Here is a 19,683-nt window from a genome sequence, read left to right as displayed (position 1 = left end):
TGCTGATGGCGCGGTTTATAGGGGCGTTTTATACAGTAGCTCGCTATAAGTGCAACCGTGAAATAGATATCTCAGCGCAAGCACAATCCCTGTGACAGCGGCGGACTAGAACTGTTTCTCCAGTTTTAGGCTGATGCTGTTTTTGTCGTAGGAATAAATCCAGTCGATGTTGCTCTGCACCTTGTTGTATTTGACCGTAAGACTGGGCACCACGTCGTACACCGCCAGCCGTGGGGCACGCAGGATGAAGGTGTAGCCTTGCTCATCTTCATTGCGTCGGCCATCGACGATTGCGCTGTAGGCATCGTATTGACGCTTGCGGTACGAGGCGAACAGCACGGCGCTCACGCCGATGTCGAAATCCTTGGCGACGCCCAGGCGCACCCCTTTTTGCAGGTACGCCGCGACGCGGTCGCGGGCGTTGCGTTCGGTGATGTCGACGCCGCCGAACAGCGTCCACTGCCGGGGCAATGCCTGCCACAGGGTGGCGTAGACCGAGCTGATACCGCCGTCGAGGTTGCTGTTGATCTGGTGTTTGTACGTCATGTCCTTGTACTCGCCTTCGAGCTTGAACATGCGCGTGGCCGACAGCGTGTGAATCCACTCACCGCGCAGGCCCCAGGCGCTGTACATGGCGTTGTCGCCAATGGTGTTGAACTCGTACGACGGCCCGAAGGCGTACTGGTTGCGCGCATCGTGGTAGCTGTAGCCGGCGTTGTTGATCACGGTGGCTTCGTTGTACTTGCTCTCTTTTTCGTACGCTTGGCCGTACAAAAGCGAGCGCACGAACAGCCCGTGATGGCCGCTGATGGCGACGCGTTTGTTGAGCGTCGCCTCGTAATCCTGGCCGTGGGCCGACACGGCCTTGGGCAGGGATTGCTTGACCACGTAGGTTTCTTCAGCGGTGACATAACGGTAAGTCACGCTGCCTTCAGACGACTGGTTGAGGTTGTCGCTCCAGGTCGGGCCGATGGCGAACGAGCCTTGCCAGTCTTCGCGGTGGTCGAGGGCCTGGATAAAGCTGTCGACGGTCTTGCCCAGGCCCATGGCCTGGGCGTCCGACGGGCTGAGGCTGCTGCTGATCTGTGCGAAGACGTGTTTCGAATCGCGGTCCTTGCGGTTCTCGAACTGCACCCGCGCCAGTTCCAGGCGCCCGGGCAGAAAGTCGGGCTGGATCGCCAGCAGGTCCTGGTAATACCGTTCGGCGCTGTCCAGATCGCCATCGGCACGGGCCAGGCCGCCGTTGGCGTAGGCGGTGAGCATCGGGTCGTGGCCGGGCAGGGCGGTGTAGCGCTTGAGGTAGTCGCGGGCGTTCGGCCATTGCTGGCGCTGGACACTCAGGTACACCGCGCGGCCCAGCTCGTCGAGGTTGTTGCCGACGCTGTAGGTCTGGCCGTCGATGGTCAGCGACGGCGCGGCGCCGTCACTGGGCAATTCGTCCTTGAGCAATTCGCGCTCTTGCTTGTTGGCGCGGTACTCGATGCTCTGGTTAAGGCGCAGGCTGGTGTCCTGGTCGGCGGCGAACACCGTCGGGGCCATGAACAGCAGCAGGGAAAGGGGCAAAACGTGAAACGTGAGGGATCGCTTGCAGTAGGGCTGGGGCATTACCGGGCTCTCGGGATCGCTTCAAAACGCCAAAAGCAAGTGCCTGGAGGCCAGGCACTTGCTTGGTGGTGCTACGTCAGTTCAAGCCGCTGTTACTTGGCTACGCCGCCGAAAGCGGTGTCGTAGTTGCGGTTTTCGAACTTGGCGATACCGGCCAGCGATGCGGTAGCGCCTGCGCCATAGAAGCTACCTTGGGTAGTGCCGTTCGAAAGCAGGGCATTACTCGCGGTATTACGTGCTTGTGCGGCACCCGAGAAGCTGGCGTTAGCCGTATTGATGTTGGCGGCGACTTGAACCTTCAGCGCGCTGTTGCTCAGCGATCCGGTCAAGGTTGGCGCGGCGTTGCCGAACGATGCGGTCAGCTCGCCAGACAGTACGTTAGCCCCGGAGTAGTTGTTGATGCCCTGTACCGCGTAGGTCACGTTGGTGGTTGGCAGCACGCGGCCGGCGTTGTCGCCGGAGTAATACACGACGCGAGTTGGGTCGTTGTCAGTGCCGTTTTGCGACCACTCGCCGTAGTACACCTGCTGGCTGGCGACTTGCTTGAAGTCAAAGTTGCCCAGTGCCGCGTGGGAGGCAGGCATCATGGCCGGGGTAATGGTGGTGACGCCGTTGGTGTCGGTAGCGACCATGCCTTTGAGGCCGGCGAACCCGACCTTTGCACCGCCGTAGAATGCCAATACGCCAACGGCCGGTTGGCCGGCAGAGCCTGGGTGGTTAGTGGAGCCCGTGCCGCTGGAACCTTCCACAACGATGGTGCCGGTATAGCTTTGGCCCGAAGAAGTATCTGCTTGAGCAACGCCAGCCAAACCAAGAAGAGCCACTGCCAATACTGTGTAGTTGAAAGTTTTCATTTCATCATCCATTGAGTGATTTTAATTAAGTCAACACGTCAAGCATCTGCCAAGTTCTCTTAGCCTCCCATGGTGCACCTCGTAAGTTAGAACGTAGTGGTAAAGCCGATTTTTAATGTACGACCCGGTGCGGGCATGGCCGAGCGGGTCAACGGGTCGATGTAATAGAGATTGCTTAAGTTTGTACCGGTCAATTCGATAGCGGCATCGTCGGTCAACTTGTAGTTGATGTAAGCGTCATACGTGACGATGTTGTCCCACGACATCGGCGTGTTGATGTAATAGCTGACCATCGCGCTGTCGGGGTAGTTGCTATAAAACTTGCTATCGTGCTGGCGGTAATAAATGGCCCGTCCGCCGACTTCCAATTTGCGATTGAAGAAGCGTGCGCCCGCGCCCAGGTTGGCCGACCACTCTGGCTGGGACATGCTCACCAAATACCCACCGACGAAGCCATCGTCCACGCAGTTTGGGGTACTGCCATTGGTGCTGATGGCAACGGCGGAGTCTTCGTCGCAGACTTTGTTTTTCAGGACGTGGGCAATGCTCAGGTCAGTAAAAACGCGGCCATTGTCGTAGCGCGTCTGCAGCTCCACGCCGGAAGTTGTCTGTTTTTCCAGGTTGCTGAAGCGCAGTTGCGGGCTGCGCTCAATCACGTTTTTGATAGTGTTGTGGTAATATGTCAGCTTTATGTCGGCGCGCTCACTGCCACCCCAGCCGGCCAAGTTGTGTATATAGGCGGCTTCGTAGTTATAGGCATGCTCCGGCTCCAGGCCCCACGGATTGACCGATGAGGAAAACCCAAGTGTGCTTTCAAACATGCTGGGGTAACGGATTGCTTCGCTGTAGCGAAGATACACCCGACCATTCTCCGAGGTATAAAAGGTTGCAGATAAACTCGGCGCCCAAGCACTGTCTTTTTGATGTTTGGCACTCACGTCTTTTTGACAACCTGTGTTACTGCCAAAGGCGCTGCACGCAATAATGTTTTCGCCTGCATTCAAACCGTTGATACACGGGTTGTTGTCGCGAGCGTAACGCCCCTTGCCATCATTCGCCCAATACGCCAAGTGTTGCGTGTCTTGAATCCGGGGGGTTTCCTGTTTGATCATGTCTATTATTTCCTGGCGCTCCGCTTCGGGAGTACCAAACATGTCCCAGAACACTTGGTTGCTGGCGATTTTCTGATCAACACTGGCATTCCACTCCGCATCGGTGAGCGTTTTACGCGTGGTGTAACTCACGGTGCGCCCGCTTTCTTCAAACTGTGTGGTTACTCCGGTTGTGTCCTGCGTTTCCTTTAAATAGTCATCAAACGCCCAATAGGACGAATACCGCGCGCCTGCGGTGAACTTGGCAAAACTCACCGGCCGCCAATCGAAGTTGAAGTTGTACTCGCGCTCGTCCCTGCGCCCCGCGCGCGGGTTCATGCGCAAGGTGTCGAAGATGGCCGCGTCGTAATAGTTGTCTTTGGAGCTCAACTTCTCATGCTGGTAACTGGCGCCGAGGGTCAGGTCCAGGCTGTCGACCAATTTGAGTTTGTTGCTGACCGTCACGCCCGCGCGGTTGTGCTGGGCATTCGCTACGGCAGTGTTGCGGAATACGGGGTCGGCGATACTGGTTGCATTCGGCACGCCGCCGCTGGTGTAGGTGTCGCTTTGGGTATTGGTTGCCCACAGGTTGGAATAGAAATCCACCCACGGGTTGCCCTCGGGCTTGAGGTTGTATTCCAGGTTGTAGGCTTTGCTCTGCACGTGGCTCAGGGGCCATTGCGGTACGCCGCTGGATTCGGCATCGAATTGGTCGCCCGGGCGGAAGAACGAGATGCGCGACGGCATGATTTCGCCATACAGCGAGTCGGTGTCGCGGTAACCGAACTCCAGGGATTGGTCGTCGTCGATCTTCAGCTTGGCCTTGGCCAGCCACGACTCCATCTTGCTCGAGGTGTTGGGCACTTCATCGCCCGGCTTATAGATGTTGGCCAGGTTGGGGATGTAGTCGAACTGGCCGTTGATCTGTTTGCCGGTGGCGTAGAAGCCGGATTTGTTCTTGCCTGCGTAGTGGTTGCCCTTTTCGCGGTAGGCGTAGGCGGCAAGCAGTTCGAATTTTTCCTGGCGGGTGCCGAGGGCCAGGCGATAGGCCGAGTCGCCCCCGGTGATCAGGTTGTTGTCGCGGCTGGTGCGCGGGTGTTTGTACAGCGACGGGTCGTAGTAGGAATACACCGGGATGTACTGGTAATCGGCGGGCGGGCTTTGGCCGGTCATCAAATGCGGTAACTTGGGCGACACCGAGTTGTTGCTGCCTTCCATCTTCAGCTCGCCGCCGAATGCCTGGCCTTCCTTGAGGATGTCATCCACGTTCAGGGTGTTGGCAACCACCGCGCCGCCCACGCCGCTATAGACGTTGCGCTCCAGGTTCGGCCCCTTGAGCACCTTGATGCTGCCGATCAGGTTGGGGTCGATGTAGTTGCGGTTATTGGCGCCCATGTAGCCGCGATACACCGTCAGCGCCTGCTCGGTGCCGTCGATGGTCAGCGGCACGCGGCCGGGACCCTGGATGCCGCGTACGTTGGGGTCCAGCGCGCCGCTGTTGCGGCCGTCACCGCTGTAGACGTTGAGCATGCCCTTGAACATGTCCGCGGGGGCGGCGCCTTTGTAGCGTTCGATCTGCTCCTTGCCGGAGTACACCGAGGACACGTCCTGATCGTAGATGTCGTTGTAGCCCTTTTCGTCGCGGGATTCTTTGCCGTCCAGGCCATGCACGTAGATCGGGTGCAGGTCGCCTTGCTGGATGCCGCTCATGCCCGGCGCGGGTTGCACCTGGATGATCGGCCGCTCGGGCTGGTTGCCCAGGCTGTAGGTCAGCGCCTGGTTGGCGAGCAGTTGTTGCAGTGCGGCTTCCAGGGACAGTCGGCCCTTGACCGGGTTGCCGTAGGTGCCGGTGAGGTCATTGCTGCCCAGGTAGACCTCGACACCCGCCTGGCGCGCCAGCAGCACCAGGCCTTCGTCCAGCGACAGGGCAGGTACGTCGAAGTCGTGGTAGCCACCTTGGGGTTGCACCTGTGCAGCGCTGTTGACCGGGCGGGTTTGCACCGGATTGATGGCGGCGGCGTCGGCGGCCAGCGCGAACACGGCGAGCTGGATGCCCAGGCTCAGTCGCGTGCGATTTGCTGCCTTGCGCTTCTTGTTGTTCTGTTGCATCTGCAAAACCGGCCTCACTAAAGCAAATAAGAGTTATTCACATGTAGTAGAAACGCAGCAGCAACGAAAACGCGATAGATCGTTATGATCTATGTATCTGGTTTTATATATTCATGATGTCAAAAGGCCCGCAAACGGGGCCTTTCAGTAGATCAGCGTCAGCCCAGGCAGGTCGAGAATGCGCCCGTGGGCTTGCTGTGCGAGGTGTTTGAGGGCGTCGTCGAGAGTGTCTATGCGCATCACCGCGCTGATGCGCATGGCGCGCAATGTGTCGCCCTTGACCACGACCAGCCCCGGTCGATAGCGATTGATGCGCGCCACCGCGTCGCCCAGCGGCTCGCGTTGGAACACCAGGCGACCTTCCTGCCAACTGGCCAGTTCATCCGGGCGCGTGGTGAGCGGCACCAAACCGGCCTTGGCGCTGAAGCGCAAGCTGTTGCCTTGCTCCAGCAGGGCGGAGCCGGCCGCGTCATCGCGTTGGGCGGGGGTCAGGTTGACCTCGACCTTGTGCTGCAAAACCCCGACCCAGCCTTCGCGATCCTGGCCGACACCGACCAGATAACGGGTGCCGCGTGCAGTGATGTCGGCGCCGGGGGCGCGCACGGTGAATGGTCGGCGCTCCTGATCATTGATAGGCGACGGAGTGAACACCGCTTCGCCCTGGCTCAGGCTGACCAGCCGAGTTTGCTCGTCATAACTGACGTTCAGGATACTGTGGCTGCCCAGCTCAACTTGGCTGCCATCTGCCAGCGTAATGTGGCGAACCTCGCCAAAACCGGTGTGATAGTCGCTGTTCAGTGCTTGCAGCCAGAAGGGCGGCGCGAGCAGCATCCAGCAGCCCAGCGCGGCGGCACCGAGGGCGCTGGCGCAGGTGCTGCGGGTCCACAGCCTGCGTGGCGGGCGTTGCGGTTTTACATAGCCGGGGTGGCGTTTGAGCGAGGCAGTGGCGCGCCAGGCACGGTCTGCCCGGCCGGCAGCGGCGGCATGTCTGGGGTCGGCGTCCTGCCAACGCTGAAAAGCTTCTAGCTCACGCGCCGACAGCTGGCCTTGTCGATGACGCATCACCCAATCGGCAGCTTTGCGCTCCAACGGGTCGGTCGTTTGTGGGGGAGCATTCACGGTTCTGACTGTTTACCTTCTTGCTTTTCAAGATACCCAAGGCTTAGCCCTCTTGGTCTGGATCAAGCGCCCTGCCAATCTTGGCCAGCGCCATCGCCATGTGTTTTTGTACAGAGCTTGTGGATATCCGTAAATAGCGGGCGGTCTCTTTGTGCGTCATGCCTTCCACCCGGCACAGCATGAAAATGTCGCGGGTGCGTTCTGGCATGCGTTCCAGCAGGCTTTCCAATTGCTCCAGGGCCAGGGCGTCGAGCGCTTGCTCTTCCGGGCCGCTGGCTTCGTCCACCAGGGTCTCGAAATAGGCGGCGGCGTCGCTGTCGAAACGCTTTTCACCGTAGCGCCGATGGTGGTCGATCATGAGGTTGTGCGCGACACGAAACAGGTACGACGGCGCGCACAGGATGCGTTCCATGTTCTCCAGCTGGGCGATGCGCAGGAACGTGTCCTGCACCAGGTCCGAGGCCAGGCTGGGGGTGCATTTCTTCCGCAACAGGTAACGATGCAGGGCGGATGCATGTTGATTGAAGAGTTTTTCCAGCACGGCGGCACGTTCCTATGCTCGGGCAGAACCGGGAGAGGGCACGAGTATAGTGAGAATGTTTCTCATTAATCCAGTAAAAACAACAAAGCATTTCTGACCGGCAAAAAAAGACCCCGGCGGTGTATTTCACTACACCGCCGGGGTCGTTTACTGCGCGCTCAAGGCGCCGGGTGATCAGCCGTTCTGGCGGATACCGGCCACCAGCCAAGGCTGGTTTTCGCCTTGTGGGCGTTCCATGTTCCAGCTTTCGCTGAACACTTCGCCCTGGTCAAAGCGCGAGTTTTTCGACACGCCGCTGAAGGTCAGGGTGGCGATGGTCTTGTCGGCGCGGTCATCCACACCTTCAAGCTGTACGCGCAGGTCGTCGATGTAGGTCGACTGGAACGCGTCGCCCAGCTCAGCGCGTTCGCGCTTGAGGAACTCCAGCAGTTGCGGGGTCACGAACTCGGCGATCTTGTCCATTTCGTTGGCGTCCCAGTGTTGCTGCAGGGACTGGAAGTGGCTGCGGGCCGCTTCGACGAAACGCTCTTCGTTGAACCACGCCGGAGCGTTGATCACCGGGCGGGCAGCAGCCGGGGCTGCGGAACCACCGAAGATCGAACCCATGGCCGGCTTTTGCTCGAACACTTCACGCTGCATCGGCGCGCCGGCTGGAGCCATGTGCTCCTGCTGCTTGCGGCGACGGGCGGCGATAAAGCGGAAGATCACAAAGGCGATGACCGCCAGGATCAGCATGTCGAAGATCTGCATGCCCTGGAAGCCGCCGCCCATGAACATGGAAGCGAGCAGGCCACCGGCCGCGATGCCGGCCAGAGGGCCCAACCAGCGCGAAGCACCGCCGGCCTTGGCAGCAGCGCCAGCAGCACCGGCCGCGCCTGCGGTAGCGGCTGCACCGCCCATGCCGCCAGCGGAGGGAGCCATCTGGCTGGTTTGGTGAGTCGGTGCTGCGCCCGAACTTTTGCCGCCACCGAAGCGCTTGGCGTTGGCGTCGAGGCTCATCGTCAGGCCGATGCACAACGCCATGGCGATGCTAAGAAAACGTTTCATAAAGGGAATTCCCATTTGTGGATTGCACGCGCGCCATGTTGCACAGGTGTCGTGACAGTGGCTAGCGACATAATGTTTCGGGCTTTTGCGTAAGACGAAATCTGAATGGTCTGTAGGACGTATTACAGATATTGGCCCGTCTTGTCGGAATACAAGGGCACGTTGTCGCTGTGGCGAGGGAGCAAGCTCCCTCGCCACAGAAGTCGGCTCCTGCAGGAAGGCGTGTCAGATGGCTTCGAGCTTCGCGTAGCCCATCATCAGCCACTTGCTGCCTTCGGCGAAGTTCACCTGCACCCGTGCCTGGGCGCCGGCGCCTTCGAAGTTGAGGATCACGCCTTCGCCGAACACCGAATGCCTGACCTGCTGGCCGAGGCTGAACTGGGTTTCCGGAATTTCGGAGCCGGCAAACAGGCTGCTGGCGCTCTGCTGCTGGCCGCCGCCGAACGGGCGGCTGACGCTGTTGGACAGGCGTACTTCCTGGATCAGCCCCTTCGGCACTTCACGTACGAAGCGCGACACCTTGTTGTAGGTCTCGCTGCCGTACAGGCGTCGGGTCTCGGCGTAGGTCATCACCAGGTTCTGCATCGCCCGGGTAATGCCCACATAGGCCAGGCGGCGTTCTTCCTCAAGACGGCCGGGTTCTTCCAGGCTCATCTTGTGGGGGAACAGGCCTTCTTCCATGCCCACCAGGAACACATACGGGAATTCCAGGCCCTTGGCGCTGTGCAAGGTCATCAGCTGGATGCTGTCTTCATGCTCGTCGGCCTGGGTATCACCGGCTTCCAGGGAGGCATGGCCGAGGAAGGCGGCGAGCGGGGTCAGTTCCTCTTCGTTCTCGGTGTTTTCGAACGCGCGGGCGGCGCTGACCAGTTCCTCAAGGTTTTCTACCCGGGCCTGGCCTTTCTCGCCTTTTTCCGCTTCGTGGTAGGCAATCAGCCCGGACTGCTCGATCACCGTCTGCGTCATTAAATGCAGGGGCATTTCCGCGCACTTGGCGGCGAGGTTCTCGATCAGCTCGACAAACACCCACAACGCCCCGGCCGCGCGACCGGTCAGGCCTTTATTGGCGACGAGCAAGCGCATGGCTTCCCACATCGACACATCGGCATGGCGTGCGTGATCGCGGATCGCCTCGACGGTTTTTTCGCCGATGCCACGCGCCGGGATGTTGATCACCCGCTCCAGCGCCGCATCGTTGCCGCGACCTTCCAGCAAACGCAGGTAGGCCATGGCGTTCTTGATTTCGGCGCGCTCGAAGAAGCGCTGGCCACCATAGATGCGGTACGGGATGCGTTCGCGCAGCAAGGCTTCTTCCAACACGCGCGACTGGGCGTTGGAGCGGTACAGAATCGCGATATCGCTGCGCGCCAGGCCGGTCTTCAGCGCGCTTTCAATGGTTTCCACCACGTAGCGCGCTTCATCGTGCTCGTTGAACGCGGCGTACAGGTTGATCGCCTCGCCTTCGCCGCCGTCGGTCCACAGCTCCTTGCCCAGGCGCCCGGTGTTGTTGGCGATCAAGGCGTTGGCGGCCTTGAGGATGCCGGCGGTGGAGCGGTAGTTCTGCTCCAGGCGGATGGTCACCGCGTCCGGGAAGTCTTCGGAATACTGGTAGATGTTCTCGATTTTCGCGCCACGCCAGCCGTAGATCGACTGGTCGTCGTCGCCCACCACCATCAGGCTGCCGCCGCCCTTGGCCAACAGGCGCAACCAGGCGTATTGCACGGCGTTGGTGTCCTGGAACTCGTCCACCAGGATATGCCGGAAGCGCTTCTGGTAATGGGCCAACAGGCCCGGGTTGTCGCGCCACAGGTCGAGGGCGCGCAGCAGCAGCTCGGAGAAGTCGATCACCCCGGCGCGCGCGCAGGCCGCTTCGTACGCTTCATATATGCTGCGCATGGTGGCCAGGAACAGATCGCCGCTGGCCTGGATATGCTGCGGGCGCAGGCCTTCGTCTTTCTGGCCGTTGATAAACCACTGCGCCTGGCGAGCCGGCCAGCGTTGTTCGTCCAGCCCCAGCTCGCGGATCACCCGCTTGACCAGGCGTTGCTGGTCATCGCTGTCGAGGATCTGGAAGGTCTGGGCCAGGCCCGCTTCCTGCCAATGCGCCCGCAACAGGCGGTGCGCCAGGCCGTGGAAGGTGCCCACCCACATGCCGGCCGGGCTGATGCCCATCAACTGCTCGATGCGGTGGCGCATCTCGGCAGCGGCCTTGTTGGTGAAGGTCACCGACAGGATCGAATGGGGAGACGCGTTCTCGACCTGGATCAACCAGGCGATACGGTGCACCAGCACTCGGGTTTTACCGGAGCCAGCACCGGCCAGGACCAACTGACGGCCAACGGGGGCTGCTACGGCCTGGCGTTGGGCATCGTTGAGGGAGTTCAGCAAAAGGGAGAGATCATCGCGCATCGGCGCATTCTATGGCCCTCGGGGGAGTGGGGCAAACCCCAATGCTGGACGGTCGATAATTCTGCCGGGGCTGATGACCGGTCGGTCAGAGGGTGCAGCCCCCGCACCGCCTTGCCCGAGCTGTCTGGCACCGAGGTTTGCGGGTAAATATCCGCTGGTTTTTATGACGCAGAGCAGTTTGGCCCGCGCGCAGGCTTGTGTATGCTCCGTGCACGTTTCGGGCTCACCATTATAAGAACACTGCCTATGACCCTCAGCACCGACCTGCTCAGCCCTTCGGCGGCGCCCGCGCAGGTTATCCGCAAGCACTACGCCACCGAGATGGCGGTCGAACGCACACGCCTGCTGTATCAGGGCTCGTTGTTGCCCACCTTATTAATGTTGGTCAACGGCCTGGTCTGCGCCTGGCTGCTGTGGAACCCCAAGCAATACCTGCTGGACAGCATCTGGCTGGTCTGGCTGCTGGCGTTGGTGGCGATGCGCGTGATCCAGGTGGCGGCCTTTGATTCGGCCATGCCCAGCCGCCAGGCCCAGCCAGTTTGGCGGCGCATGTTCATGCTCGGCTCGGCAGTGAGCGGCCTGACCCTGGCCACCGCCGCCATCGCCCTGGTGCCGGCAGACAGCTTTATGCAGCAGGCCTGGGTATTCGGCCTGATCGGCGCCGCGACACTGTCGGCCAGCGTGGCCTACGCCGTGAGCTTGCCGGCGTTCCTGTCGTTTGCCTTGCCGTGCCTGGTGCCGGCGATCCTCTATCTGTTCTGGAACGGCGCGCCGCAGCAACAAGGCTGGGGCGTGCTCGGCCTGATCCTGCTGGCGTCCTTGAGCGTGGTGGCGTGGCAGGTCAACCGCCTGATCCAGCGCGGGCTGTTGCGGCGCTTCCAGAACCAGGCGCTGATCGAGCACTTGCAGCAGGCGCAACAGCGCAGCGAGCAGTTGAATCAAGAACTGGTGCGCGAAGTCGAGCAACGCCGCCAGATCGAGCAGGAATTGCGCGAGGCCCAGACCGGCCTGCAAGACCGCGTGGCCCAGCGCAGCCAGGAACTCGACGCCGCCAGCCTGGCCCTGAACAAAAGCGAAGCGCGCCTGGCCATGGCGCTGCAAGCCAGCGAGCTGGGCCTGTGGGACTGGAACCTGCAAACCGACGAGGTCCACCACACCCAACTCAAGGAATTGTTCGGCCTGGAGCCCGAGTACGTCACGGCGATGCTCAGCCACCTCAAGCCACGCCTGCACCCCGACGACTTGCCGCTGCTCAAGCGCGCGTTGGTCGAGCACCTCAAGGGCCGCAGCGAGGACTATCAGGTCGAATACCGCGTGCGTCACGGCGACGGCCACTGGGTGTGGATCGAAGACCGTGGCCGCGCCGTCGAGCGCGCGCCCAGTGGCCGGGTCACGCGCATGCTTGGCACCCGTCGCGATATCAGCGCGAGCAAAGTCCTGGAAGAACAACAGCGCCTGGCGTCGACGGTCTTCGAGGCGGCCAGCGAAGGCATCGTGATTCTCGACCCGGACTACAAGCTGATCGCGGTGAACCAGGCCTTCAGCCGCGTCACCGGTTTTGACATCGATGACATGCTCGGGCGCAACGTCGTCGAACTGCCCAGCAGCCGCGACGCGCGCCGCCACTTCCCGGTGATCCGCCAGGCGTTGCTCAGCCACGGCACCTGGCAGGGCGAACTGGTGGAGACGCGCAAGAACGGCGAGTTGTACCCGCAGTGGCTGCAATTGAATGTGGTGCGTGATGTTCGGGGAAAGGTCAGCCATATCGTGGGCTTCTTCGCCGATCTTTCTGCGCGGCGCGAATCCGAAGAGCGCATGCGCTACCTCACCCACTACGACGAGCTGACCGGCCTGGCCAACCGCTCGCTGTTCCGTGAGCGCCTGCGCGAAGCCCATGCGCGGGTGCGTCAGGGCGGGCGCAGTCTGGCGCTGCTGCATATCAACCTCGACCGTTTCAAGCTGCTCAACGACAGCCTGGGGCATGAAGTCGCCGACCAACTGCTGCAGAAAATGGCGCGGCGCTTGATCAATGCCTTGCCCGAGGCGGACACCATTGCGCGGTTGTCTGGCGATGAGTTCGCCGTGCTGTTCGATGCCTACGGCAGCCTGTCGAGCCTGGCGCGCGTGGCCACGCGGCTGTTGGCCAAGCTGCGGGTGCCGGTGACGGTGGACGGGCATGAGCTGGTGGTCAGCGCTTCGATGGGCGTCAGCCTGCTGCCGGACAATGCGCGGGAAATTTCCGCACTGGTCAGCCAATCGAACATGGCCATGCAACACGCCAAGCACCTGGGCGGCAACAATTTCCAGTTCTACACCGACAGCCTGCAAGCGAGCACTTTGGAGCGCTTGCAGCTGGAAAACCAACTGCGCAAAGCCATCGAAGATCGCCAGCTGACGGTGTTCTACCAGCCGAAACTGTGCCTGGCCACCGGCAAGCTGAACGCCGCCGAGGCGCTGGTGCGTTGGGAGCATCCGCAGTGGGGCATGGTGCCGCCGGGCGAGTTTATCGGCCTGGCCGAAGAGACTGGCCTGATCGTGCCGCTGGGCGAGTTTGTGCTGCGCCAGGCCTGCTGGCAGGCGTGCGAATGGCAGCGCCAGGGGCTGGCGCCGATCCGGGTGTCGGTGAACCTGTCGGTGCATCAGTTGCGCCAGGGCAAGTTGGTCAGCCTGGTGCGCCAGGTCCTCGAAGAAACCGGGCTGGACCCGCAATACCTCGAGTTGGAGCTGACGGAAAGCCAGCTGCTCGACAGCGTTGAACACATCATCGCCACCTTCCAGCAGTTGCGCGACCTGGGGGTGAAGCTGGCCATCGATGACTTTGGCACCGGCTATTCGTCCCTCAGCTATCTCAAGCGCATCCCCGTGGATTACGTGAAGATCGACCAGACCTTCATCCGTGGGCTCGGCCAGGGCCGCGAGGACGCGGCCATCACCCGCGCAATCATCGCCATGGCCCATGGCTTGGCGCTGAAAGTGGTGGCCGAAGGCGTGGAAGATCAGCAGCAGTTGGACTTCCTGCGCGGGGAGCGGTGTGACGAAGTGCAGGGCTATCTGATCAGCCGGCCGATGCAGGCCGAAGGGCTGGCAGATTTGTTACGGAAAAATGCAGATTTTCCTTAACGACGGCAGGGCCGCCCTAATGGCTACAAAGCGCCTGCCCTTTGAATCAGAGGGCAGCAGGGCGATTTAGTGATGCATCAGACGGGCAAAACGACAATTCTTGTAGTATAACTACAAGCTTGCTACATCCCTGGCACCTGCCAATAACAAGAGTCCTGCCCTTTGAACCTGTTGCAACATATCGCCCAGTCGCGCCACCTGTTACGTAAATCGGAACTCAAGGTTGCCGACCACGTGCTGCTTGATCCTGCGGCCGTGATGCACAGCTCCATGGCCGACCTGGCCCACAGCGTGGGCATCAGCGAGCCGACCATCGTGCGCTTCTGCCGCGCCATCGGTTGCTCCGGGTTCCAGGACCTGAAACTCAAGCTGGCCCAGAGCCTGGCCGCCGGTGCGAGCTTCGGGCAGTTTGCGATCCACGAAGACGATTCCGTCGCCGACTACAGCCTGAAAATCTTCGACACCACGCTGCACACCCTGATGGAAGTGCGCGAGAAGCTTGATCCGATCGAGCTGCAAAAAGCCGTGACGGCGATGTCCCAGGCCCAGCGTGTCGAGTTCTATGGTTTTGGCGCATCGGGTGCGGTGGCAGCCGACGCTCAGCACAAATTCTTCCGACTGCTGCTCACGGCAGCGGCCTACAGCGACCCGCACATGCAGGCGATGTCGGCGGTGACGTTGAAGCCCACCGACGTGGCGATCTGTATTTCCCAGTCCGGGCGCTCCAAAGACCTGCTGATCACCGCCAACCTGGTGCGTGAAAGCGGCGCGACCCTGATCACCCTGTGCCCGAGCCAGACGCCGTTGGCGGAGCTGTCCACCGTCAACCTGGCGATCGATGTACATGAAGACACCGAGATCTATACGCCGTTGACCTCGCGCATCGCCCACCTGGTGGTGATCGACGTGCTGGCGATGGGCGTGGCCATGGCGCGCGGGCCGAGCCTGGTCAACCACCTCAAGAGCGTGAAACGCAGCTTGCGCAGCCTGCGGTTGTCGCCAAAATCCGTAAAAGCCCTCGACGACTGACAGACTAATGTGGGAGCGGGCAAGCCCGCTCCCACATTGACCCGTTCCCACAGTGGATATGCGTCAACTTCCGAAGATTCATCGTCCTGTCATCCCCGCGCCGCCAAACCGTAACCGCCCAAGGCCATCCTGAACTCCCGTACTCGCATTGGGAGACTCGAAATGGCCCGTCCCTACGAAGACAGCAACAGCGCCGTAAAAACCCGCCGTCAGCAGGAAGACCAGCGCCGCATGGCGTTCCGTCGCGCAATCGAAGACCGTTGTGAAGAACGCCAATTGCTCCAGAGCATCAGTGACTACCCGGAACTCCACTGGCAAGCACCCGTGGCTGCCCAGCGAAACGCTCAGCCAGCACGCTGATCTGTGCCCGTTCGCTGCGGATAAAGCCCAGGAACGCATGGGCCACCGGTGACAGGCGCTTGGCCTTGGCCTGCACCAGGCACCAACTGCGGTACAGCGGCAGCTCTTCCACCGGCAGCTCCTTGAGCCCGCCGCTGGCCAGTTCCAGGTTCACGGCGTGGCGCGTCAGCAAGGCCACGCCCAACCCTGCGCTCACGCATTCGCGCTGGGCCTCGGCCGATGACACTTCCACCGTCTGGGTGAAATGCACGCGCTTCTCCTTGAAGTATTCCTCGCAGGCCATCCGCGTGCCGGAACCCTGCTCGCGCACCAGCAGCGTGTAAGGCTCCAGGTCTTGCAAGCGCAGCGGGCCTTGCAGGCTCAAGGGGTGATCAGGGGGCGCCACCGCGACGATCGGGTTGTTGAGGAACGGCAGGAACTCCAGGCCCATGTCCTGGGGCACCATGGACATGATCACCAGGTCGTCGCGGTTGTCCGACAGCCGGCGAATCACCTGGGCGCGGTTGACCACGGTCAGGTGCAGCTGCACTTCGGGATGCTGGCGCTTGAACGCGGCAAACAGGTGCGGCACGAAGTACTTGGCGCTGGATTCAATCGCCAGCTTCAACTGGCCTTGCAGCGAGCCCTGCATATCCGACAGCTGCATGTCGAGGTTTTCCAGGCGCCCGAAAATGTCCCGGCTGGCGCGCTGCAAGGCTTCGGCGGCCTCGGTCATGTAGAGCTTTTTGCCGACGTAATCGAATAATGGCTGGCCGATCAGCTCTTCCAGCTGGCGAATTTGCAGGCTGACGGCGGGTTGTGTGAGGGACATTTCCTCGGCAGCACGGCTGTACGAGCGCAAATCGCACACTTCATTGAAGATCTGCAATTGACGCAATGTCATACGCATCAATGACTTACGCATTTTTATCGTCCTTTCGCGCGCGGCTGTCCGGCCAACTATAAGTCTTTACTTATGCACGACCCAATAATTATTGATTTTTGTTAATCCCTCCACGGGCTTAGTGTGTGTCTCGCGACTGTCATGAAACATTTGGTCACGCGCCGACCCGGGTCTAGCGGGTCGAAGAACGCAGCAATCGGCTCAAGGGAATTTCCAAGTGATAAAAAAGATCCTGATCGCCAACCGTGGTGAAATTGCCGTACGAATCGTGCGTGCCTGCGCCGAGATGGGCATTCGCTCGGTCGCGGTCTACTCCGACGCCGACCGTCACGCGTTGCACGTCAAACGTGCCGACGAAGCCCACAGCATTGGTGCCGAGCCCCTGGCCGGCTACCTGAACCCGCGCAAGCTGGTGAACCTGGCCGTGGAAACCGGTTGTGATGCCCTGCACCCCGGCTACGGCTTCCTGTCGGAAAACGCCGAACTGGCGGACATCTGCGCCGAACGTGGGATCAAATTCATCGGCCCGTCCGCTGAAGTGATCCGCCGCATGGGCGACAAGACCGAAGCGCGCCGCAGCATGATCAAGGCCGGCGTACCGGTCACCCCCGGCACCGAAGGCAACGTCGCCGACATCGCTGAAGCCCTCACCGAAGGCGACCGCATTGGTTACCCGGTGATGCTCAAGGCCACCTCCGGTGGTGGCGGGCGCGGTATCCGCCGTTGCAACAGCCGCGAAGAACTTGAACAAGCCTTCCCCCGGGTTATTTCCGAAGCCACCAAGGCCTTCGGTTCGGCGGAAGTGTTCCTGGAAAAATGCATCGTCAACCCCAAGCACATCGAGGCACAGATCCTCGGTGACAGCTTTGGCAACGTGGTGCATCTGTTCGAGCGTGATTGCTCGATCCAGCGCCGCAACCAGAAGCTCATCGAAATCGCCCCAAGCCCGCAGCTGACCCCGGAACAGCGCGCCTACATCGGCGACCTGTCGGTGCGTGCCGCCAAGGCCGTGGGCTACGAGAACGCCGGCACCGTGGAGTTCCTGCTCGCCGAGGGCGAGGTGTACTTCATGGAGATGAACACCCGGGTGCAGGTGGAACACACCATCACCGAAGAAATCACCGGGATCGACATCGTCCGCGAGCAGATCCGCATCGCCTCGGGCCTGCCGCTGTCGGTGAAACAGGAAGATATCCAGCACCGTGGTTTTGCGTTGCAGTTCCGTATCAACGCCGAAGACCCGAAAAACAACTTCCTGCCCAGCTTCGGCAAGATCACCCGTTACTACGCCCCCGGCGGTCCCGGCGTGCGCACCGACACGGCGATCTACACCGGCTACACCATCCCGCCGTTCTACGACTCCATGTGCCTGAAACTGGTGGTGTGGGCGTTGACCTGGGAAGAAGCCATGGACCGCGGCCTGCGTGCCCTGGACGACATGCGCCTGCAAGGCGTGAAGACCACCGCCGCCTACTACCAGGAAATCCTGCGCAACCCGGAATTCCGCAGCGGCCAGTTCAACACCAGTTTCGTGGAAAGCCACCCTGAGCTGACCAACTACTCGATCAAGCGCAAACCCGAAGAGCTGGCCCTGGCCATCGCCGCCGCCATCGCCGCCCACGCAGGCCTGTGAGGAAAAGAATAATGAGCAAGAAAATCTTCGTAACCGACACCATCCTGCGCGACGCCCACCAATCGTTGCTCGCAACCCGCATGCGCACTGACGACATGCTGCCGATCTGCGACAAGCTCGACAAAGTCGGCTACTGGTCCCTGGAAGTCTGGGGCGGCGCGACCTTCGACGCCTGCGTGCGCTTCCTGAAAGAAGACCCGTGGGAGCGCCTGCGCAAACTGCGCGCCGCGTTGCCCAACACCCGCCTGCAAATGCTCCTACGCGGCCAGAACCTGCTGGGCTACCGCCATTACAGCGACGACGTGGTCAAAGCCTTCGTCGCCAAGGCCGCCGTGAATGGCATCGACGTGTTCCGCATCTTCGACGCGATGAACGACGTGCGTAACCTGCGCGTGGCCATCGAAGCAGTAAAAGCGGCAGGCAAACATGCCCAGGGCACCATCGCCTACACCACCAGCCCGGTGCACACCGTCGAGGCGTTCGTGGCCCAGGCCAAGCAGTTGGAAGCCATGGGTTGCGACTCCATCGCGATCAAGGACATGGCCGGCCTGCTGACCCCGTACGCCACCGGCGAACTGGTCAAGGCGCTGAAAGCCGAGCAGACCCTGCCGATTTTCATCCACTCGCATGACACTGCTGGTCTGGCCGCGATGTGCCAACTCAAGGCCATCGAAAACGGCGCGAGCCACATCGACACCGCCATCTCCAGCTTCGCCTGGGGCACCAGCCACCCGGGCACCGAGTCGATGGTCGCCGCCCTTAAAGGCAGCGAGTTCGACACCGGCCTGAGCCTGGAGCTGCTGCAAGAGATCGGCCTGTACTTCTACGCAGTGCGTAAGAAATATCACCAGTTCGAAAGCGAATTCACCGCGGTCGACACCCGTGTGCAAGTCAACCAGGTGCCGGGCGGGATGATTTCCAACCTGGCCAACCAGTTGAAAGAGCAGGGCGCCCTCAACCGCATGAGCGAAGTGCTGGCCGAGATCCCGCGTGTGCGTGAAGACCTTGGCTTCCCGCCGCTGGTCACGCCGACGTCGCAGATCGTCGGCACCCAGGCGTTCTTCAACGTGCTGGCCGGCGAGCGCTACAAGACCATCACCAACGAAGTGAAGCTCTACCTGCAAGGCGGCTACGGCAAGGCGCCGGGCACGGTGAATGAGCAACTGCGTCGCCAGGCTATCGGCAGCGAAGAAGTGATCGACGTGCGCCCGGCTGACCTGCTCAAGCCGGAAATGACCAAGCTGCGCGGCGAGATCGGCGCGTTGGCCAAGTCCGAAGAAGACGTGCTGACCTATGCCATGTTCCCGGACATTGGCCGCAAGTTCCTCGAAGAACGCGACGCCGGCACCCTGGCGCCGGAAGTGCTGCTGCCGATTCCCGAGGCGGGCGGCGTGGCGCGTGCCGGTGGCGAAGGCGTGCCGACCGAGTTCGTCATCGACGTGCACGGTGAAAGCTACCGCGTGGACATCACCGGTGTCGGCGTGAAGGCCGAAGGCAAGCGCCACTTCTACCTGTCCATCGACGGCATGCCGGAAGAAGTGGTGTTCGAACCGCTCAACGAGTTTGTCGGCGGCGGCAGCAGCAAGCGCAAGCAAGCCACTGCGCCGGGCCATGTCAGCACCGCGATGCCGGGCAATATCGTCGACGTGCTGGTCAAGGAAGGCGACGTGGTCAAGGCCGGCCAGGCCGTGCTGATCACCGAAGCGATGAAGATGGAAACCGAAGTGCAGGCAGCGATTGCCGGCAAGGTGACCGCCGTTCACGTGGCCAAGGGCGACCGGGTCAACCCGGGCGAAATCCTGATTGAAATCGAAGGCTGATCCAGCCTTCGACACTATCGCTTAATCCTCGGGGGGGCAGGTGCCCTCCTTTTTTTTGCCTGC

General features: G+C 61.4%; 13 protein-coding genes. 5 read left to right on the top strand and 8 right to left on the bottom strand.

Annotation, left to right across the window (positions count from 1 at the left end):
* Nucleotides 1–105: 105 nt before the first annotated feature.
* The 7 genes from PSH87_RS28310 to uvrD all read right to left on the bottom strand — a co-directional run bounded on the left by PSH87_RS28310 (nt 106) and on the right by uvrD (nt 10,775).
* Entirely contained in the window at nt 106–1,563 is a 1,458-nt protein-coding gene (locus tag PSH87_RS28310; RefSeq protein WP_305431921.1) for a surface lipoprotein assembly modifier, read from the bottom strand.
* Between the two features lie 134 nt (nt 1,564–1,697).
* Nucleotides 1,698–2,459, bottom strand: coding sequence for a Slam-dependent surface lipoprotein (locus PSH87_RS28305; RefSeq protein ID WP_026137084.1), 762 nt, complete (start codon nt 2,457–2,459; stop codon nt 1,698–1,700).
* Between the two features lie 86 nt (nt 2,460–2,545).
* Nucleotides 2,546–5,659 carry a TonB-dependent receptor domain-containing protein gene (locus PSH87_RS28300; RefSeq protein WP_305431919.1) on the bottom strand — a complete coding sequence of 1,038 codons (3,114 nt, stop codon included), beginning with the start codon at nt 5,657–5,659 and terminating at the stop codon, nt 2,546–2,548.
* Nucleotides 5,660–5,803: 144 nt separating this feature from the next.
* Nucleotides 5,804–6,721, bottom strand: a complete 918-nt coding sequence (locus tag PSH87_RS28295) for a FecR family protein (protein WP_305431918.1) — start codon at nt 6,719–6,721, stop codon at nt 5,804–5,806.
* A gap of 100 nt (nt 6,722–6,821) precedes the next feature.
* Complete coding sequence (locus PSH87_RS28290; RefSeq protein ID WP_017739027.1) at nt 6,822–7,319, bottom strand: RNA polymerase sigma factor; 498 nt, start codon at nt 7,317–7,319, stop codon at nt 6,822–6,824.
* Nucleotides 7,320–7,493: 174 nt separating this feature from the next.
* Nucleotides 7,494–8,366 (bottom strand): Tim44 domain-containing protein, encoded by an 873-nt coding sequence (locus PSH87_RS28285; RefSeq protein WP_257782576.1) that lies wholly within the window; start codon nt 8,364–8,366, stop codon nt 7,494–7,496.
* A gap of 225 nt (nt 8,367–8,591) precedes the next feature.
* On the bottom strand, nt 8,592–10,775 hold the full coding sequence (uvrD, locus tag PSH87_RS28280) for a DNA helicase II (RefSeq protein WP_305431917.1): 2,184 nt from the start codon (nt 10,773–10,775) through the stop codon (nt 8,592–8,594).
* A gap of 246 nt (nt 10,776–11,021) precedes the next feature.
* Between uvrD and PSH87_RS28275 the strand changes: the two genes are divergently transcribed.
* From PSH87_RS28275 to PSH87_RS28265, 3 genes are all read left to right on the top strand, one after another.
* Complete coding sequence (locus PSH87_RS28275) at nt 11,022–13,895, top strand: EAL domain-containing protein (protein WP_305431915.1); 2,874 nt, start codon at nt 11,022–11,024, stop codon at nt 13,893–13,895.
* Nucleotides 13,896–14,057: 162 nt separating this feature from the next.
* Complete coding sequence (gene hexR, locus PSH87_RS28270) at nt 14,058–14,924, top strand: transcriptional regulator HexR (protein WP_017739023.1); 867 nt, start codon at nt 14,058–14,060, stop codon at nt 14,922–14,924.
* 162 nt (nt 14,925–15,086) lie between these two features.
* Nucleotides 15,087–15,284, top strand: coding sequence for a PA3496 family putative envelope integrity protein (locus PSH87_RS28265; protein ID WP_081609292.1), 198 nt, complete (start codon nt 15,087–15,089; stop codon nt 15,282–15,284).
* Here the strand turns inward: PSH87_RS28265 and PSH87_RS28260 are convergent.
* A complete protein-coding gene (locus PSH87_RS28260) occupies nt 15,214–16,188 on the bottom strand; it encodes a LysR family transcriptional regulator (protein WP_305431913.1) in 975 nt (324 codons plus the stop codon). The genes PSH87_RS28265 and PSH87_RS28260 overlap by 71 nt on opposite strands.
* A 196-nt stretch (nt 16,189–16,384) precedes the next feature.
* On the opposite strand from PSH87_RS28260, the gene PSH87_RS28255 reads away from it, so the two are divergent.
* Nucleotides 16,385–17,800, top strand: a complete 1,416-nt coding sequence (locus PSH87_RS28255) for an acetyl-CoA carboxylase biotin carboxylase subunit (RefSeq protein ID WP_003213442.1) — start codon at nt 16,385–16,387, stop codon at nt 17,798–17,800.
* Nucleotides 17,801–17,811: 11 nt separating this feature from the next.
* The gene (gene oadA / locus PSH87_RS28250; RefSeq protein ID WP_017739020.1) at nt 17,812–19,620 is read left to right on the top strand and encodes a sodium-extruding oxaloacetate decarboxylase subunit alpha; all 1,809 of its coding nucleotides are present in this window, start codon (nt 17,812–17,814) and stop codon (nt 19,618–19,620) included.
* The last annotated feature ends 63 nt before the right edge of the window (nt 19,621–19,683 follow it).

Source organism: Pseudomonas sp. FP453 (genome assembly GCF_030687495.1).
In the GTDB taxonomy this organism is placed as follows: Bacteria; Pseudomonadota; Gammaproteobacteria; order Pseudomonadales; family Pseudomonadaceae; genus Aquipseudomonas.
Note: the sequence above shows the minus strand (reverse complement) of the source record. Positions and strands in the feature narration are given on the sequence as shown.